The 18,694-nt window shown below is 51.8% G+C and carries 13 protein-coding genes; 6 read left to right on the plus strand and 7 right to left on the minus strand.

All coding sequences use genetic code 11. The features are described 5' to 3' along the window. Positions 1-235: 235 nt before the first annotated feature. Positions 236-508 carry a hypothetical protein gene (locus tag H6F91_RS10810; protein ID WP_190789316.1) on the minus strand — a complete coding sequence of 91 codons (273 nt, stop codon included), beginning with the start codon at positions 506-508 and terminating at the stop codon, positions 236-238. Positions 509-651: 143 nt separating this feature from the next. Here H6F91_RS10810 and H6F91_RS10815 point away from each other — a divergent pair, with 143 nt between their 5' ends. Next, positions 652-1,422, plus strand: coding sequence for a glutamine amidotransferase (locus H6F91_RS10815; RefSeq protein ID WP_190775140.1), 771 nt, complete (start codon positions 652-654; stop codon positions 1,420-1,422). Between the two features lie 236 nt (positions 1,423-1,658). Here the strand turns inward: H6F91_RS10815 and H6F91_RS10820 are convergent, their stop codons facing one another. Then, positions 1,659-2,681 (minus strand): tetratricopeptide repeat protein, encoded by a 1,023-nt coding sequence (locus tag H6F91_RS10820; RefSeq protein ID WP_190775139.1) that lies wholly within the window; start codon positions 2,679-2,681, stop codon positions 1,659-1,661. Between the two features lie 990 nt (positions 2,682-3,671). Here H6F91_RS10820 and H6F91_RS10825 point away from each other — a divergent pair. Continuing rightward, positions 3,672-5,294 (plus strand): radical SAM protein, encoded by a 1,623-nt coding sequence (locus H6F91_RS10825; RefSeq protein ID WP_190775138.1) that lies wholly within the window; start codon positions 3,672-3,674, stop codon positions 5,292-5,294. A 193-nt stretch (positions 5,295-5,487) separates the two neighbouring features. On the opposite strand, the gene glpX is transcribed toward H6F91_RS10825, so the two are convergent. Continuing rightward, positions 5,488-6,528: a class II fructose-bisphosphatase gene (glpX, locus tag H6F91_RS10830; protein ID WP_190775137.1), complete on the minus strand. Its 1,041-nt coding sequence runs from the start codon at positions 6,526-6,528 to the stop codon at positions 5,488-5,490. A gap of 527 nt (positions 6,529-7,055) precedes the next feature. Between glpX and H6F91_RS10835 the strand changes: the two genes are divergently transcribed. Together H6F91_RS10835 and H6F91_RS10840 are read left to right on the plus strand one after the other, a co-directional pair. Further along, a complete protein-coding gene (locus H6F91_RS10835; RefSeq protein WP_190775136.1) occupies positions 7,056-8,915 on the plus strand; it encodes an ATP-binding protein in 1,860 nt (619 codons plus the stop codon). Positions 8,916-9,415: 500 nt separating this feature from the next. Beyond that, positions 9,416-11,203, plus strand: a complete 1,788-nt coding sequence (locus tag H6F91_RS10840) for a hypothetical protein (RefSeq protein ID WP_190775135.1) — start codon at positions 9,416-9,418, stop codon at positions 11,201-11,203. Positions 11,204-11,294: 91 nt separating this feature from the next. On the opposite strand, the gene H6F91_RS10845 is transcribed toward H6F91_RS10840, so the two are convergent. The 4 genes from H6F91_RS10845 to xseA form a co-directional block, all read right to left on the minus strand. Further along, the gene (locus H6F91_RS10845; RefSeq protein ID WP_190775134.1) at positions 11,295-12,668 is read right to left on the minus strand and encodes a folylpolyglutamate synthase/dihydrofolate synthase family protein; all 1,374 of its coding nucleotides are present in this window, start codon (positions 12,666-12,668) and stop codon (positions 11,295-11,297) included. 76 nt (positions 12,669-12,744) lie between these two features. After that, on the minus strand, positions 12,745-13,287 hold the full coding sequence (gene pyrR, locus H6F91_RS10850) for a bifunctional pyr operon transcriptional regulator/uracil phosphoribosyltransferase PyrR (protein WP_190775133.1): 543 nt from the start codon (positions 13,285-13,287) through the stop codon (positions 12,745-12,747). A gap of 133 nt (positions 13,288-13,420) precedes the next feature. Then, positions 13,421-13,666 carry an exodeoxyribonuclease VII small subunit gene (gene xseB / locus H6F91_RS10855; RefSeq protein WP_190775132.1) on the minus strand — a complete coding sequence of 82 codons (246 nt, stop codon included), beginning with the start codon at positions 13,664-13,666 and terminating at the stop codon, positions 13,421-13,423. A gap of 172 nt (positions 13,667-13,838) precedes the next feature. Further along, complete coding sequence (gene xseA, locus H6F91_RS10860) at positions 13,839-15,080, minus strand: exodeoxyribonuclease VII large subunit (RefSeq protein WP_190775131.1); 1,242 nt, start codon at positions 15,078-15,080, stop codon at positions 13,839-13,841. Positions 15,081-15,483: 403 nt separating this feature from the next. Between xseA and recA the strand changes: the two genes are divergently transcribed. Both recA and H6F91_RS10870 read left to right on the plus strand, forming a co-directional pair. Then, on the plus strand, positions 15,484-16,563 hold the full coding sequence (gene recA, locus H6F91_RS10865) for a recombinase RecA (RefSeq protein ID WP_190775130.1): 1,080 nt from the start codon (positions 15,484-15,486) through the stop codon (positions 16,561-16,563). 9 nt (positions 16,564-16,572) lie between these two features. Further along, entirely contained in the window at positions 16,573-18,357 is a 1,785-nt protein-coding gene (locus tag H6F91_RS10870) for an FAD-dependent oxidoreductase (RefSeq protein WP_190775129.1), read from the plus strand. Positions 18,358-18,694 lie beyond the last annotated feature (337 nt).

Below are 18,694 nucleotides of genomic sequence, written 5' to 3' on the forward strand. Positions count from 1 at the left end.
GGGATGAAACAGCCTGCTAACCTAGGGTGAGGCTATTATCCTTAAATAATCAGGTTGCCGCGACTATCTTGAGATTGGTGTCTTCTGAAAAACAAATTAAAGGTTTTCTGTTTCCCTGGAGAGATGGGTAGGTATACAGCTCCCACCCCTCTTTAGGAATCAGTAGACTTCCTGTATGAATCGATTTTTTGGAGCGTGAATTGTAGCGACACTTCTCTACGCTCCGGCTCAGATATTAGTGAACCTGGTGCGAGATGCGAGCGTACTGGGAGATGCTTTGAAAGAGGGGGGCGAGTCCGCGAGTGGCAAAATAGCGCGATCGCTGATCATTGCTCTGATTTCCCAGGAAGACCATCCGATGCTCCTGGCGCAATTCCCGTAGACGAGCCGCTACCAGGCTTAAATACTGGCTGCGTTGCTGCTGATCTCGTCGCAGGCTTGCGTAGACTGCTTCCTTAAGGCAATTTTGTACCAACGTGTAAGTCAACTGTTCTGACATCGTCGTCATTGCGTAGAACCCTGATTGTGAGTGATATCTGCGGCAGGCCCGTTCATACGCTAGACTAACCGTCACGAACGGTACAACTTGCCTGTACTCGGTAACCCTAAAATAGTTCACAGGCCTGTCTGATCTCCTCCGATAAATTGCTGATGGCTAGTCCCTATATTCCCTCCCCAAAGCTAGGTGGAATCCCTCAAAACTCCTCTTGTGCTCGGTGCGTTTTAGTGGTGGTACATCAAGAAACCTCCAGTCCTGGCCTGGTCGGCGAGTTGCTCCACCGGGCTGGGTACCATCTGGACGTGCGATGCCCGGCAATTGGCCATGATTTACCTACGTCTTTTGATCCTTATGACGCGGCGATCGTGTTTGGTGGCCCCATGAGTGCCAACGATGACACGGCTCTACCCTTCATTCGCACAGAATTAGATTGGATCGCCACCCTACTTGAAGCAGGCAAACCCTATTTAGGAATATGCCTGGGTGCTCAACTGCTTGCTCGAGTGTTGGGGGCTGAAGTGGCACCCCACCCAGAAGGGCGTATGGAAATCGGTTACAACACGATCGCTCCAACCCCAGCAGGCCAGAGTGATTTGGGTAATCTACGCCATGTCTTTCAATGGCATCGCGAAGGGTTTGATTTGCCCCGAGGGGCTACCCTACTGGCTCTGGGTAATCAGGATTTCCCCAACCAGGCATTTCGCTATGGTGATATGGCCGTTGGGCTTCAATTTCACCCAGAAATCACCCAAACTCTGATCGATCGTTGGACAACAGCGGCTCCACCTGACCATTTACAGCGTCCTGAAGCCCAGTCTCGGGATGCTCAATTCCAAGCCCATACCCTTTACGGTGCTGAGGTAGAGCGATGGTTAGACGGCTTTTTAAGTCGCTGGTTAGAGCCAGAAGCCCTTGTTGCTTAGGCTTGTGTACCAAACACTGATGCAAACCTACGATCTCTGACTCTGATGCTTGGGTATTGGGTGCAGGCGAGGCACACGACGCCCAATACGGCATCCAAGCTACAGGACTTACAGCGCTTTGTGCTTGAATCAACCACGGTTGTTTTTGTGAGAGCCGCACTCCGCGCGGCTCTCACAAAAACAACCAAATTTTAAGCGCTTGAAAAGCACTGTACGCATTTGTGGTGGGCTTGCATTTAATAACGGCTGGCACGGGCGTAGTCGCCGATGAGATAGCAAAGTGATTTGAGGCTGGCGATCGCCTGCTCCTCCAATCGGTCATCATCCATCAAGCGGGCTACAGCCAGGCGTTGTTCGTAGCATTCCAGCGCCAGGGTATAGTTACCCATCGAATCGTAAATCACCCCCAGGCTTTCCAGGGCTTGTTCTTCGTTGCGATAGTCATTGAGAGCGCGGGCAATTTCCATGCGCTTGCGGTGGTAGGTCACCGCTTTTTCGTAGTTGCCCAGGCTATAGCATGCGCTGGCCAGATTCTTGAGTACCTGGCCCTCCATCTGGCGATCGCTAATGCTCTGGGCTAGCTTCATCAATTCTTCATAGCACTCAATGGTTTTGTTGTAGTTAGCTTGCGAGTGGTAGGCATTGCCCAGGTTACGCCAAATCTGGCTTTCAACCTGGACGTCTTTTAATCCCTGAGCTAACCGCAAACTCTGCTCGTAATATTGAATGGCAGCCGCATGGTCTCCCATGGCCTTGTAAGCCATACCCAGGTTATTCAAAGCGGCCATTTCACCCCGCAGGTCACAAATTTCGCGTGCGACGTTGAGGCTCTGAACTTTATATTCAATGGCTTTGGGATAGTCGTTCAGGTGGCGATAAGCATTGCCCAGGTTGCCCAGTGCTTGGCGCTCCGTGCGCCGATCCATCACCTGGCGGGCGATCGCTAAAGCTTGATAGGAGTGGGCGATCGCTTCGGCATACTGACCCATGGCATAGAACGTCAGCCCCATACCGCTTAACGCCATGCCTTCCCCTTGCAGGTCGTGGTGCTGCCGATATCCTCTCAGCACCTGCTGAAAGTTATAGAGAGAGGACTCCAGATCACGAATTTGGTATTGCTCAATTGCCTTTTCGAGCAACTCATCCAGGGCTGGCTCTGCAACGGTGGAGGTTTGCTGCTGCGTTTCCACGTAGGGCTCCCGCATCCGCTCGAGTGCAGGAACAAAGGTTCCGTGGTTTAGTTCGTGGGCTTCTTTCATTGATTCACCTCACTCCCCATAGCTGAGATGAAGAGTTGAATAACGGTTGTGCGGTTTCTGAGATATGGATGGAACCTTTCCGTCTGGGCTGGCTTCGACCACCCAGCATCGTACCTACTTCAAATGAGCTGTTTAGTAATAGCTGTCCGATAGTATTTACTACGAACTCTAAAATTTCACATCAGTAGAGGATAAATGAACCAACGCTGCTTTGAGCGGGGAAACTAGGGACAATCAGTACCAAACTTTGAAAGTATTTTCTTAGAAATAATTTGTGATCCACCTTTGTTGGACTACCCTCCCTTCCAATAGTTCAGAGAATGGTGATTCAGGTCAAACCCAAGGGATGAAGTATGGAATAACGGTAACGAGCTTTTTTAACTCCTTTAGGTTTACATAAAGATTCAGTGAATTCATACGGTATATGTTCTGAAATCGTCTTTTGTAAATTCATAAAGTACAGAGAAGATCATCCGAGAAATCTCGTAATGTCTTCAGGCCATACCTTGAATTGCTTTCGTTTGTGCTGATGTAGCCATTACCCGGTTGCTGGTAACCCACTGAGGAGCTCATCGCATCCACGGTAATTTAGGGCTAATATTGTTCACCCTTTCTCGGTCTCAAACCTCTATACAGCAAGGCATATACCTGTTAACCTGTCCTCTTTAATCCCGATCTAGGTGAAGTAGCAACCTATCTCTACAATACTCCTTATGCGGATAAAATAATGAGGGGTCTAACCCATAGCAGTTTTGGATGCCTACCGAATTTCACGGAATCTCTTAATTTAATAGGGATAATTGAGGGAAAATGTACGGAAGAATGCTGCTCAAAAATCAAGTTTCCAATCTTGAGAAGAAGAGCTGTAGATAGCCCAGTTTTCTCCCGCAATTATACGTACACTCCCTTCGTGCACAAGAGGGGCAGAACCCAACAATCAAGTCGCAGTGGTAGCCTGAAGAAGAATCTCCATCCCCTGCTGGTACTTTTGTGAGTTCTGTGTTTTCTGCTGAACGATTGTTATTTCAACCTGTCATCCCGGCTGCGAACGCAATTCCGGTTATTTTTGCGTTCCCAAATGAGTACAGTGTCGGCATCACTAGCCTGGGATATCAGGTGGTTTGGGCAACTCTGGCCAGCCATCCGGCTCTGAATGTTAGCCGATTGTTCACTGACCAATCAGAGCCATTACCGGCTCATCCTGAGCTTTTTGGTTTTTCAGTGTCGTGGGAGCTTGACTATGTCAATATTCTGGGCCTGCTGGAGCGCTTTGAAATTCCATTACGTGCGAGCGATCGCCAGGATTCTCATCCCCTTATTTTCGGCGGTGGACCCGTACTAACGGCCAACCCCGAGCCCTTCGCTGATTTCTTTGACATTGTGTTGCTGGGAGATGGCGAGTTACTGCTGCCAGAATTGATAACGGCCTACCAGGCGGTTCGGGGGGCATCCCGGATAGAAAAACTGCGGCATCTGGCTCAAGTGCCTGGAATTTATGTACCGAGCTTGTATCACGTGAGCTACGATGTGCCGGACGGGGCGATCGCCATCATCGAGCCTATTGATGCCAGCATCCCCACTCAAGTCGAGAAGCAAACCTATCGGGGGAATGTGCTGTCGGCTTCTACCGTGGTGACAGAACATGCGGCCTGGGAAAACATTTTCATGGTGGAAGTGGTGCGCAGTTGCCCAGAGATGTGCCGCTTTTGTTTAGCCAGTTACCTGACCCTTCCTTTTCGCACAGCCAGTCTTGAGCAATCTCTCATTCCAGCGATTGAAAAAGGTTTGACGGTGACTCGTCGCTTAGGATTGCTTGGGGCTTCGGTGACGCAACACCCTGAATTTGAAACCCTGTTGAATTATTTAGATCAACCGAAATATGACGATGTTCGCCTTAGCATTGCCTCTGTGCGAACCAACACGGTGACGGAAAAGCTGGCTCGTACTCTGGTGAAGCATGATACCCGTTCCATCACGATCGCTGTCGAGAGTGGGAGCGATCGCCTCCGTCGAGTGATCAATAAAAAGCTCACCACAGCGGAGGTCATTGAGGCAGCGGTACAGGCAAAGGCTGGCGGGCTAAGTGCTATGAAGCTCTATGGTATGGCTGGAATTCCCGATGAAACGCCAGAGGACATGGAGGCTACTGTGCAGATGATGCAGGATCTCAAAAAAGCGGCACCAGGTCTACGTCTCTCATTGGGATGTAGTACTTTCGTGCCCAAAGCCCACACTCCATTTCAATGGTTTGGGGTGAATCCAGAGGCCGAGAAACGGCTGAAGTATCTGCAAAAGCATCTGCGCCCCATCGGAGTTGATTTTCGACCGGAGAGTTACAACTGGTCCGTGATCCAGGCTTTGATTTCGCGGGGCGATCGCCGTCTAGCACCTCTTCTGGAGAAGGTGCGCCACTACGGGGATACCCTGGGCAGTTATCGCCGAGCGTTCAAGGAAATGCGAGGGCAATTACCGCCCCTTGAGTACTATGTCCACGAGTCCTGGGTACTTGATCAAGTTCTCCCCTGGGATCATCTGCGTGGGCCACTGCCGAAGACCACACTATTAAAGCATCGGGCTGATGCTTTAAAGCAAGGGCAAGCGATTGCTGTATGAATCATACGCTCAGCTATATAGCGCTGTGCACGTTGATTAAGTACGGTGGTGTAGGGCACGAAGTGCCCTACACCACCGTTTCTGCACTTAACGCACTTGCACATTGCTATAGAAAGAGGGAGTGGGATGCATAGGCCCCACTCCCTCTTTGAAGGATGCGCGGCGAAAAGTGCCGCACACATCTCAGGAACGTTTACTTCAGCTGAATGTACTTGGGAGCTTCATTCAGGTGAATGGTGTCAACGAACCGAGCGGTCTTAGACTGGCTGGAAATAACCAGGCTCTGGGTCCGAGAGCCACCGTGGAAGAAGCGAACTCCTTCCATCAGGGTGCCAGAGGTGATACCGCAAGCCGCAAACAGCACCGTTTGGCCGGAGGCGAGTTCTTCGCACTCGTAAACCTTGTCAGGATCGGTGATGTTCATTTCCTTCAGACGGGCGACGTTTTCTTCTTTGGTTTTGTTCGCCCATTCCTTAGTTTTCACAACAGCTGGGTCGCTCACCAATTGACCCTGGAAGTGGCCACCGAGACAGCGCATAGCTGCTGCAGAAATGACGCCCTCGGGAGCCGCACCGATACCCATCAGAGCATGGATGTTGGTACCAGCGAAGCCGCAGGAGATGGCCGCAGATACGTCACCGTCGGTGATCAGACGAACACGAGCACCCGCTTCCCGAATTTCTTTGATCAGCTCGTCATGGCGATCGCGCTTCATTACCACTACAACTAGCTCATCAATGGAGCGGTCTAGGCACTCGGACAAAATCTTCAGGTTTTCAGTGGCGCTCTTGCGAATGTCGACTTTACCCTTAGCGGCAGGGGGAGCTGCCAGCTTGTTCATGTAAAAGTCGGGAGCGTTGAACAAACCACCCTTCTCAGAAATTGCCAGTACGGCCATCGAACCGGGTTGACCGTAAGCGCAAAGGTTGGTGCCTTCGCAAGGGTCTACGGCGATGTCGATTTCCAGTAACTCATCGGGGTTGCAGTAATCTTTAGCATCTTCGCGGGTGCAAATACCCACTTCTTCACCGATGTAGAGCATGGGGGCTTCATCGCGCTCCCCTTCCCCGATTACGATGCGACCCCGCATGTGAATCTGGTTCATGCGCTTCCGCATGGCTTCCACGGCGACCTGGTCTGCGGTGTTTTTGTCGCCCTTACCCATCCAACGGGCTGAGGCAATCGCAGCCTGCTCAACGACTTCAATGATTTCTAAACCCAGTGTTGCTTCCACCTGAGATACCCTCCCAAAACGGCTGATTTTGCGTCATTCCACAGACATCGGTTCAGTCTAAAAGTTTACCAGACTGAGGGGATCAACAGTCACATCAGATCTGAGCTGCTGCGATCGCTGGAGTTTGAAAGGGCATCCATAAACTAACCTGTACTTCTTTTTGTGAGAGTGGCGGCTAAGCTATCACTCTCACAAAAAGAAGTACAGGTTGTTCAATACACGGAGTCTGAGCCATCTCGTCGTGCTACATGACTTTGCCACAGGGCCCGACAAAACTAAGTGTTTTTGTGCGTGAAGTCGTGGGCTGCTTATCCTTCAAGAAGTGACAGAGCACTTGGGCGCCTACTCCTACGGCAAGAACGTGAAAGATCGCTGAAAATGAAGTGATTGGGGTGTAAAGAGTTATCGATACTTTCGGTTGTTGCCTGGGTATGTTATGGGTTGTAGCAATTTATAAAGCTATAACCTCACTAAATTCTGGGTTGTTGTTGGGTTTATCCACACTTTCTTCCTGACGTCCTGCGATTATGTCTAACCCATCGACTCCAAAGGCTGGAGAGCCTGCAACCAGTATTAGCTCTCTCAAAACAGCGATCGCCCAATCTCGTCCCCTCATTAGTCGCCTCAATATCGGAACCAAAATTGGGATTGGCTATGCGATCGCCCTGGGCATTGCTACGTTAGGAACCGTCCTTGGTTCTATTGTCGGAAATCAAATTCAGCATCGAGCCACTGAACACCGAGAGACCTTTCATCAAGCAGAAAAACTCATCGACGATCTCCAAATTGCTTTGCTAGAGGTTCGTACCAATGAGCAGCGGCTCATGCGATTGGTGCAGGATCCTCAAGAACTCCCCTTTCAATATTCCATGGCGAATATGCGGCTGGATCGGGCCGAAATTCTTCTGGCAGATTTTCGCAAAACCATGGAGGATATCCAAAAAAATCCAGAGTTTTGGGGGCGGGGAGCGGAAGTCGCTGAGTATTTGATTACAAAGCTTCCCATCGCATCTGACTACCTGAATCACCTCAATGAGTTGATGAACCAACGGTTCTCTCCCTCCTCCGAGGCCACGTCGGCAACGATTGAGGCAGAACTAGACGCTTTCACCCAAAGCTCATCGGCGCAACGTTTAGATGAGTTCTCGTCTCAATTGAATGAGTTGGTCACGATTACCCAGCGTCTGGAACAACAGGCTGAGGAGGATGTATTACGGGCTGAGCAACTGCGGCAGCAAATTTTGTTTGTCAGCATGGCATTGTCGGGGTTACTGGCAATCTTTTTTGCCACCTATACGAGCCGGGCGATCGCCAGTCCTCTCCGTGCCGTAACTAACGTGGCCCGTCGGGTTACTGAAGACGCTGACTTTGATTTGCGAGCACCCGTTACCGCTACGGACGAAGTGGGTGTTTTAGCGCATTCTCTGAATAAATTAATTCAGCGGGTCAAAGACTTACTGAAAGATCAAAAGGCTGCTGCCGAAGAGCAGCGACGTCTTCAGCAGGAGCAGTTGTTGCAAGCCGAGAAGATGTCCAGTTTGGGCCGTATGCTGGCCGGGGTTGCCCATGAAATTAACAACCCGGTCAATTTTATGTATGGGAATTTGATTCATGCCAGTGAGTACATCAACGATTTGATGAAGCTGGTGAAGACCTATGAAGCTACAGTTCCTAATCCGGATCCTAAGGTGGTGGAATTGGCCGAGGCTATTGATTTGGAATTCTTGTCTCAGGATTTACCCAAACTCCTCACTTCCATGCAAATTGGGGCCGATCGCACTCGACAGATCGTCTTGAGCCTCAAAAACTTTTCCCGGATGGATGAGGAAGGAACCCATCCAGTAAATTTGCCCGAGTGTCTGGATAGTACACTGCTAATCCTGAACAATCGTATCAAGCGGGGAATTACAATTGAGCGCCAATATGACGAGGTGCCTCTGGTGCAGGGTTATAGCGGGCTCCTGTACCAGGTCTTTATGAACCTCATGGTGAACGCTCTAGATGCTCTGGAGGAAAAACAGCCCGTTGAGACGGAAAGAGGAGGCACCGCGCTGTCTGCCTGGGCACCAACGGTTCGTATTCATTTAACCCGTTCCAGCCTGGAGGAGATACAGGTAACGATATCTGACAATGGCTGTGGTATACCCACTGAGCGGCTATCTCGGATCTTTGATGCCTTCTATACATCTAAGCCTGTAGGGGTCGGCACCGGATTAGGGCTTTCGATTACCAAAGACATCATCGAGACCAAACACCACGGTAGGATTGAGTGCCATTCTGTTATTGGGGAAGGAACTCGATTTGTCGTTTCCCTGCCTATTCAACAGCCAATTCAGTCGTCACAATCAACGGCCTCAAAAGTTCGCAAAAAAGCCCAAACAACTTAAAGAGGTGTTTGAAATACTTATCTCTTGAAAGACCATAATAAACATTTCAAACCCTCTTTTACATTAACTATCTTGATTAGCTTCTCATTTTGATAGGACTTACGCATTTGTGTTGTGAGTGGGGTGCGAAGCACCCCACTCACAACACAAATGCACTACAGATAGCGGGCTTGCGTAAGTCCTGTTTGATTTGAAGCTCATAATGATAATTGCTGCTGACATGGGCCCTTGAACTAAATTCAATAATGTCCTGATAGTATCAGGTAGCTTGTGGGGATTATGGCAGATGCAAATGTCTCTCATAATCCATATTGGAAGCTATTTGATAAGGGGTAGAAAAAGTAGATTTTTCATGCTGTTCAAGCATGAAAAATCTACTTTTCAATTGCATAGAACTAAGGGGGTTAAAGGGGTTGCAAAAAATGAAACTCCTATCGCTGATCTATCGTCAGTGAGTACCTTAGCAGTAGGTTCGCTATTTTCTAGAAGGATGCACGGCCATGCGGCTTCGACGACTGATTTATGGAGTATTAGGGATATGGGTGGCAATTTCCATTGGAACGGTACAGCCGATCGCCTCTACTAAGAGTGCCCACCTGATCGAGTCTTTCCTGGGTCTGTCGATTACGCCCTCTCCTGCCTTGGCCAGCAGCGATGCTCCCGCAACGCTGGTCTCTATTCGTCGGGAAGGGGGGCGATGCATCCAACCGGGCTGCTTCTCAGAGGTCGTAATTTTTGTGGATGGCACCTACCGCTACACCACCCACCAGACGACTCCCGTGACGGGCCATCTGACCGAAGCCGAACTAGAATCTCTGCGGGAACGCATAGCTCAGTCCGATATAAGGGCGATTCGCAACGCCGGAACACCCGTAAATGGGGCTGTTTATCCGCTTTGCCAGGTGGCTGTGGATGGACGAGAGGCCATTTATACTCTACATGTCCATGGGCTTGTTGAGGAATTGCGGGGTTGTAACACGCAAATTGATGTTTCTAATCCTCTCGTGCAGCAGCTAGAACAGCTCTATGAAAACATTTCTACTCAAGCGCAACAACCGGTGGAGCCGCCTCAGGAGGTAGAGGGGACTACAACGACACGCCCCCGACGACGATCGCTTCCCCGCCCTGTTGCGAACTCGGTTCGACGGAGCTTTCAGCGTGATTATCAGAACCGTCTCGCCAATATTCGCATCGTCCGTTCTGCACGCGTGGCCTGGAAGGATTGCCTGCCCGACTTACCCCAGGGGCGCTTCTCCTATGGCCCCTGTGAACCGCAGTCGCATGAGGGATGGCGGGTTGAGGTCAGTGGAGAATTTCCCAGTATTCAACAACGCATCACACGGGTTTACTACGCCGATCGGCAACGGTGGGCAGTGATGAATGCGGCGGCTAGTTTGACGGATTCGGAGCGATCGCAACTCGCTACAGCGCTCCAAATTCCACTGTCCCAAGTGCAAGTCTCCGCTGTGCAGGAAGTCTCCTTACTCCCTGCTACCGCATGCCCTGATGAAGGATTTTGTCCCTCTCCGCCTCTAGCTTTGGCCTGGCGGGTGTTGGTAGCTGGAAATAGGGGCGAACGGATTATTCCCATTTCCACCCTGGGCCAACCGATTGATGTTGAGGATGCGTTTGCCTATTTTGGTGAGGGCGATCGCGCCGCCCTGGGTACTTTGCCCGTTCCCCTTGCCAATGCAGTTGTGCGAGATGCCTGGGAACGGCTGACGACAACAGAACTTGTCTCTGACTCTAATTCCGAAACTACTGGAGAATTAGACTTTGGGGTTGACTCTATTGAACCTGTCACCTGGAATGAATGCCAGGGAGGTTCTGGTCCAACCCGGCCGTTTCGAGGGATTTGCCCAAACATAACCCGTTCAGGTTGGCGCATGGTAGTGGCAGGGGGTACAGCGCAAAATCCATTTCGCCTGGTTTACTACATCCTTCAGGGAACCGACCCGCAAAGCTGGGCAGTGCAACCCGATGGGCAGCAAAGCATTCCGGAAGCGGTGCAACAACGCATTCTCGCTGCGGCTGCTCAGCAAACTGGGGTGTCTGCTTCCTCCCTTCACTTGCATTGGGTTGATGCACGGTTATTCGACCGCTGCTTGAATACGGCAGAGGATGCCATTAGTTGTGGCACAGATATTCGCCCCGGCTGGGCGGTGCAGTTTTTAGGACCCCAGACGAATAGTACGGATTGGGGGGAGCCTCTCTGGACATTCCATACCAACCTGACGGGCACCGATGTGCGGTTAGTCAACCAGGGGCAATGGGCACCGCCTCCCTAGGGCCTGTTTTGACAAGGCTTCCGGCATGAATCGATTTTTCAGGGCGTAAACCGTTGCGTGGCTTCGCCACGCAACGGTTTACGTAGGACGTCTAATGAATACCTGCGCGCTTGAAAAAATCCCCAATCAAGTACAACGAGCCACACAAGATAACCGTCCCATCTGGGTTGTTAGCATAGGCAGCTTCCAGACCCGAAAATACATCCGGATGGGCGGTGCAGTCTACGTCTGGGCAAATTTGTTTAGCCAGCGCCGTCAGTTCCCCAACATCAGCCGTAATGTGATCGGGAACGGGAACAAGATGTAGGCGATCGCCCATCGTTTCAGAACAAGAATCGTTTTCCCGCAACAATGCCCGAAACACATCCCCATGATCCTTGTTGGCAATCATCCCCATGACCCAGGATAGGGGGCGCGAAAGGGCCGCTCCATCCACATACCGCCGCAACATCTCGGCTCCTGCCGGATTATGCGCACCATCTATGAGCAACGGACGCTGATTCTTCAAGGAACCATCAGCGCTCCACTGTATCCACTGCATCCGTCCGGGCCAGCGAGTTTTCGCCAGCCCTTCTAAAATGTGCAGGTCATCCAATGCCCAGCCCTGTTTCTGTAGGAGCCGGAGAGCGGCGATCGCCACCGCCGAATTGATCAATTGGTGCCCACCTCCCAGCGGCACTTGATACTTTAACCCTGGTAATCCCTCCGGGCTAGCATCCCCGGCACCGTTCCAAAGTGCCCATCCTTCACCGATCGCGATAGAAGGCTCCACCCACGTGACTGAACAGGCCAACTCTGCTGAGCGCGACCTTAACACCGCCATCGCCTCCTCGGGTTGAGGGGCAATAACTGCCGGGCAGCCTGCCTTCAGGATGCCGGCCTTTTCACGGGTAATATCTGCCAGGGTTGGCCCCAGGCGTTGCCAGTGTTCTCGGCTGAGGGAGGTGATAACGCTGACCAGGGGGCGATCGCACACGTTAGTTGCATCCAGACGCCCTCCCAGGCCCACTTCCATCACCGCTACATCCACCTGCTCTTGGGCGAAGTAGAGCCAGGCCGCAGCCGTAATGATCTCGAATTGGGTTGGGGAAGAATGGGCTGGATCAATTGCCGCGATCACCTGTTCTAAAAGAGTGGTCAGGGTTTCGGGAGCGATCGCCCGCTCGTTTAAGCAAATGCGCTCTGTCCAATCCACCAGATGCGGTGACGTATAACGGCCTACCCGATAGCCTGCATGGGTCAACACAGCTGATAGATATGCGCATACGGAGCCTTTTCCATTGCTTCCCGCTACATGGATCACTGGAACCCGACGTTGAGGATTTCCAAGGGCGGTCAGTAAGCGTTCAATCCGCTCCAGGCCTAATTCCACGCCAAAATGCGTGAATGCATTGAGGAGAGTATCGACAGCAGACGATTGGGCGATCGCTTGAGGTAGCGGAACATCCGCGTCCGAAGGATTCATGACAGTCTCCATTAATTTAGAGGAAGCGCTCTATAACCCTTCCTCAACAACGAATGATTAATCGAAGGCGAGCAAATCAGGAGCGCGTTAGCAATTCAACCCCGTCCCGCCCATCAGTCTCTTGCAAAAACACTTTGACGATTTCGTCCCGGGCCGTCGGCAGCTTCTTGCCGACAAAATCTGGGTGAATGGGCACTTCCCGATGCCCTCGATCCACCAACACTGCCAGCCAGATGGTTGCGGGTCGCCCGTAGTCATTCACAGCATTCAGCGCAGCCCGAATGGTACGCCCTTTGTAGATCACATCGTCGACCAGCACGACAGTTTTGCCAGACAAATCGAATAAAATCTCCGTCTTCTCTGGCGTTCGTACATCAATCTGATCCAGGTCATCCCGGTAAAAGGTAATATCCAGATGCCCTACGGGAAGGCTCACCCCTTCCAACGCTTCAATCTGTCGCGCCAGCACTTCTGCCAGGGGAACGCCCCGGGTAAAAATCCCCATCAAAGTGACCTGGGATAGGTTATCCCCAGCCCGTTCAATAATTTGCGACGCCAATCGGGTCACAGTACGGCGAACTTCATCAGCCGAGAGGATTTCAACAACTTCGGAGGGCACAGTAGAACTCCCGTTGTGCTGCGAAGGGCAGCCCTTATTCTGACGCCAGACCTGGGGAAATGTCCATCCCACCCGAACTCAAAGTTTGTCACTCAGAAGCGGCGACGAACTTTGGATTTAGGTGTGAATCACCTCAGAAATCCTCCGCTCCGTCCTGCAACGTCTCAATCAGTACCGCCATTTGCTGCTGCTGTTGGCCCAAAAAGGTTTCGCATTGGTTCAAGTGCTGGACTGCTGTGGCAAATTGCTCAAACACCTCGGCCAAATCCAGATCGCCACCTTCGATCGCCTGAATAATTCGCTCTACCTCACTGATAGATGCCTCATATCGCCAATTCAGATCGGTTGCTGTTTCTGAAGATTTAGAACGCCTTGCCATAAGTTCTTTCCATCCGAATCAACATTGCAATTGAGCGCAAAACCACAGACCTCTTGGGGTTCAACACTGAGCCGAGCGCTCCTCCAGCCCCGTCTAATCCCATCCCCCGATACTAAACTCTTCCGGCAAAACCTATCCGCAAACCATCATCACATTCAAGCTTTCATCCCCATCAAACAGAGCCTGGCAACTTTTCGATCGCCTGAACCCGAACCGTACCATCCCCCAGTTGAATCTCCAAAACTTCATCCACTGCCACATCTTGAACCGATCGCACGATCGCTCTATTCTCCTGGCGCACCACCGCATACCCGCGCTGCAAAACGGCTGCAGGATCAAGGGTTTGCAAAGTTTGCCGCAACAGCTGACAACGTTGTACTTCCTGATGCAACAGATGGCGAGTGCTATGGAGCAGACGCTGGCGTAACCACGCTAGCGTCTGTTGTTGCTGATGCAGCCGATGATCCAGACGTAGCCGTTCCAGGCGATCGCGCAACCCATCCAACCGGTCAGCCTGATAGTCAAAATATTGCTCTGTCGCTTGTTGCAGCGCCACAATTCTTTCCTGATGGGCTTCATACACATCAATCCAACGGGGAACGGTCAACTCTGCGGCGGCTGTAGGAGTATGGGCGCACACGTCAGCTGCCAGATCGGCCAGCGATTCATCCCGCTGGTGCCCAATTCCTGCCACGACTGGAATAGAACATTCTGCCACCGCACGTACCACTCGCTCGTCATTAAAGCAGGCCAGATCCTCAACGGCACCCCCGCCGCGCGACAAGATAAGCACCTGGGCTCGCCCGTCCTGCTCGACTCGCTGAATGGCTCGCACAATCGACGCTGGAGCTTGCTCTCCCTGCACAATGGCAGGAGACAGCAGTACGGTCAAACCGGGATAACGATGGTTTAGTGTACGTTGAATATCACCCCAGGCAGCCGCCTGAGGCGACGTGACAACAGCTAACGTATGGGGGTGTGGGGGAAGCGATCGCTTCCGCTCCACATCAAATAATCCTTCTGCCTCCAGCCGACTGCGCAATTGCCGATAGCGCAGTGCTCGCAACCCCTCCCCAGCTGGGAGTGCCTGCCATACGGTGAGTTGATACGAGCCCCGCTGAGGATAAAGGGCAATTCGTCCTAACACAACCAGGCTGGTTCCTGGCTCAGGTCGGCAAACCAGGCGATCGAGCCCACTTTTCCAAACGACACAATTGATAGATGCGCCGCTGTCCGGATCTTGCAGGGTAAAGAAAAGTCCGCTCCGATGAGCATTCGTGCTCGACACCTCACCCGTAACCCACACCTGCTGCAAGTGCGGATCTTCTTCTAGAAGCATTTGCAGATAGGCCGTCAGCCCAGCGACCGACAGCACAGAATCCACGGTGAGCAGATCAGAAGAATCCTGAAACATTAAAGGGAGGAGTGTGAATAAAACCTAAAGATGTACCAATCAGAATTTTAGTATTGCTGGCTTCCCCATCTTCCGAGATACCAAATCTACTTCATCTTCAAGGCCAGAAACCGGGCGTAAAATCTAAAATTCTGCGAGAACTCAAGAAGAATGATCTGAAGTTGGTCGAATAGTACAGTTGTATTTTATAATGGAGTTCTGTAAGCTAGTCAAACAGTTGGGCAACCGCCAATATCTTCAGAGAGAGCCAGCAACGTCCGAAAAAGTTACCTTGTATTCTGGTGGGATTTCTATAGAGTGATAAAACACAGCAGCAGGCTTGCCTGATTGCCCTCCAGACTTCCCTTAATTTTGGCTGCACCCTGTCCGCATCTCACCGCACTAGTCCTGTTTTGAGGCACCCATGGCAAAAGCGACTGACGCAACTTCGGAAAAGGAAAAGGCGCTCAATATGGTCATGAACCAGATTGAGCGTAATTTTGGCAAAGGCACTATCATGCGCCTGGGCGATGCCACCCGAATGAAGGTGGAAACTGTGCCTACGGGTGCTCTTACGTTAGATCTTGCCCTGGGCGGTGGGTTGCCGAAGGGGCGAGTAATTGAGATTTATGGCCCAGAGAGTTCGGGTAAGACAACCCTGGCATTGCATGCGATCGCCGAAGTCCAAAAGACTGGTGGTATTGCTGCTTTCGTAGACGCAGAGCATGCCCTCGACCCCGCCTACGCTGCAGCTCTGGGAGTTGATATCGCCAATCTTCTCGTTTCCCAACCTGATACAGGGGAAGCCGCGCTGGAGATTGTGGATCAACTGGTGCGATCGACCGCAGTAGACATTGTGGTTGTAGACTCCGTCGCTGCACTGGTTCCCCGCGCTGAAATCGAAGGGGAAATGGGCGACTCTCACGTGGGTCTGCAGGCCCGTCTGATGAGCCAGGCCCTTCGGAAAATTACCGGCAACATCGGTAAGACTGGCTGTAGCGTTATCTTCCTGAACCAGCTCCGTCTAAAAATTGGGGTGACCTACGGTAACCCTGAAACCACAACGGGTGGTAATGCCCTCAAGTTCTACGCCTCCGTTCGTCTGGATATCCGCCGGATTCAAACCCTCAAAAAGGGCAACGAAGAGTTCGGAATTCGGGCAAAGGTCAAAGTTGCCAAGAACAAAGTGGCTCCTCCCTTCCGGATTGCCGAGTTTGATGTGATCTTTGGGGAAGGTATTTCCACCCTCGGTTGTATCGTAGACCTGGCTGAAGAGACGGGCGTACTGGTGCGTAAAGGTGCCTGGTATAGCTATAACGGCGAAAACATCAGCCAGGGTCGTGATAACGCCATCAAGTACATGAAAGAGAAACCTGAAGTGGCAGAAGAAGTTGCCAACAAGGTGCGTGAGAAGCTGGCGATGGGCGCGGTCGTTTCGGCCATGTCAGTCGGGGCAAGCGCTGATGATGGCGACGACGAGGATATGCTGGAAGACGAAGAATAACGTCTTTCCATGGAACGGCTCAAGACAGAGGTACTGGTTGTCGGCGGCGGCACGGGGGGTACAGCAGCTGCTCTCCAAGCCGCCCGCCGAGGCGCACAAACAATTCTAGTCAGTGAGTTTTCCTGGCTAGGGGGGATGCTGACATCAGCAGGGGTGAGTGCTCCGGATGGCAATGAGCTACAAGCTTTGCAGACCGGCATTTGGGGAACCTTTGTCCAGGAATTAGAACGGCGACAGCCAGGTGGTTTAGACAATGGCTGGGTTAGCTTCTTTACCTATGAGCCGCGTCTTGGAGCCGCAATCTTTGCCAATTGGGTAGTAGCACTGCCCAACTTACATTGGATTCAGGGGCAGGTGCCTCTTGACGTACAGCGGACGGGCGATCGCCTTTCCGCTGTTCGTTTTGAAGACTACTTCATTGAAGCCGACATCATTTTGGATGGCACCGAGTTAGGGGATCTGCTTGCCCTGGCAGAGATACCTTACCGCTGGGGCTGGGAGTTGCAGTCAGAGTTGGGTGAGCCCAGTGCTCCTCCAGTGCTAGAAGATTGGATGGTTCGCTATCCGGTGCAAGCTCCTACATGGGTTGTGGTTTTACGGGATTTTGGCTCCCATGGAGCTCCTGACATTCTCCCTGGTTTACCGGGAGACGTCATGGATGATTTTCAGGGAGCCTGGGATGGATATGGGGCTGAGACATTTTTGAATTATGGCCGTTTGCCAGGCGATCGCTTCATGATCAACTGGCCCCAGAAAGGCAATGACTACGGCGAGGGTTGCGATCGTCTCGTCACCTCTGCCTCTGCTCGGCAAGAATTTTTTCAGGATGCTCAGCAGTACAGCCAGCAATTTGCTCGCTTCATTCAGCAAAATTTGGGCGATCGCTATGGCCTGGCATCCGATACATTTCCACAAATCCCTGGAACTCCTGGCGGTGGTGCCTTTGCTCTCCATCCCTACTTCCGGGAAAGCCGACGACTGGTTGGGCTAACGACGGTACGGGAGCAAGATATTCTGCCGATTTCTGGAGGAAATGTTGCCCCGCTGCCGCTGACTCCTGAGGGAATCGTTGAGGCGATCGCCGTCGGTAACTACCCCAATGACCACCACTACCCGAACCATGCTATTCCCTTCCACCCCAAATCAATGCGCTGGGGTGGTCGCTGGACGGGGACACCCTTTGCCATTCCCTACCGCAGCCTGGTTCCGCTGACACTTAATGGGTTATTAGTCTGCGATAAAAACATTTCGGTTTCCCACATGGCGAATGGGGCAACCCGTTTACAACCGCTAGTGTTAGGGATTGGTCAGGCAGCTGGTATGGCAGCCGCTCTTTGTATTGAGCAACAGTGCCAGCCCCGCGATCTCCCTGTATCTTTGTTGCAGCGGGCTCTCCTGGCAGAGCCCACCGCTCCGGCGGCAGTGATTCCCCTCCTGCATCCCACATTGGGGCATGAGGAGTGGCGATCGCAGCAAGAACTTTTTCTCAACTATCCAGAAAAATACCCAACGAATGGAATCGCAGCCTGCTCAATAGAATCTGCTACCGCTCCACCAGAAGCATGGAAAATGACAGGTCATTTTTCGCGTCATTCAGAGGAAAGCTACCGTTTACGAGGCAATCTTCTCGGCAAAAATACGGAGCCTCCAGCTTTGGTGACTCTGTTTCCTGACGTTGAGCAACAACTGCGTCAGCTACAAGACGAGCAGCTCATCACCGTCTACGGAAAAGCAAACCTCTATGGTAATTGGATTCGAGTGGAATATCTCAATAAATTAAACGTAACGTCCTGATTCGATTTCATAACGCATGTAACAGGGAATAGAAAACCCAACACGGATTCCCTTCCATGCTTATCTCAATTCTTACGCTTGCGACAGCTTCTCTGCTGCCTTTTACTGGCCAGATTGCTCCTGCTATGACTAGCCCCAGCGCAAGTGTACCATCCTATCCGACCTATGAAAAGCAGCATTCCACAACCATCCCGTTGCATGTGCAATTCTTCCATCGGGGCAGCGGACGGTGTGAACTGCCCAACTGCAGCGCTTAAGTAAATTGCGAACTTGACGGATATCGGATGCGTTTCGTTTGAAGCCTGATGGAGAGGAAGCAGCGCAGTTTCCAACCCCT

This window comes from Leptolyngbya sp. FACHB-8 (assembly GCF_014695575.1).
In the GTDB taxonomy this organism is placed as follows: Bacteria; Cyanobacteriota; Cyanobacteriia; order Elainellales; family Elainellaceae; genus Vacuolonema.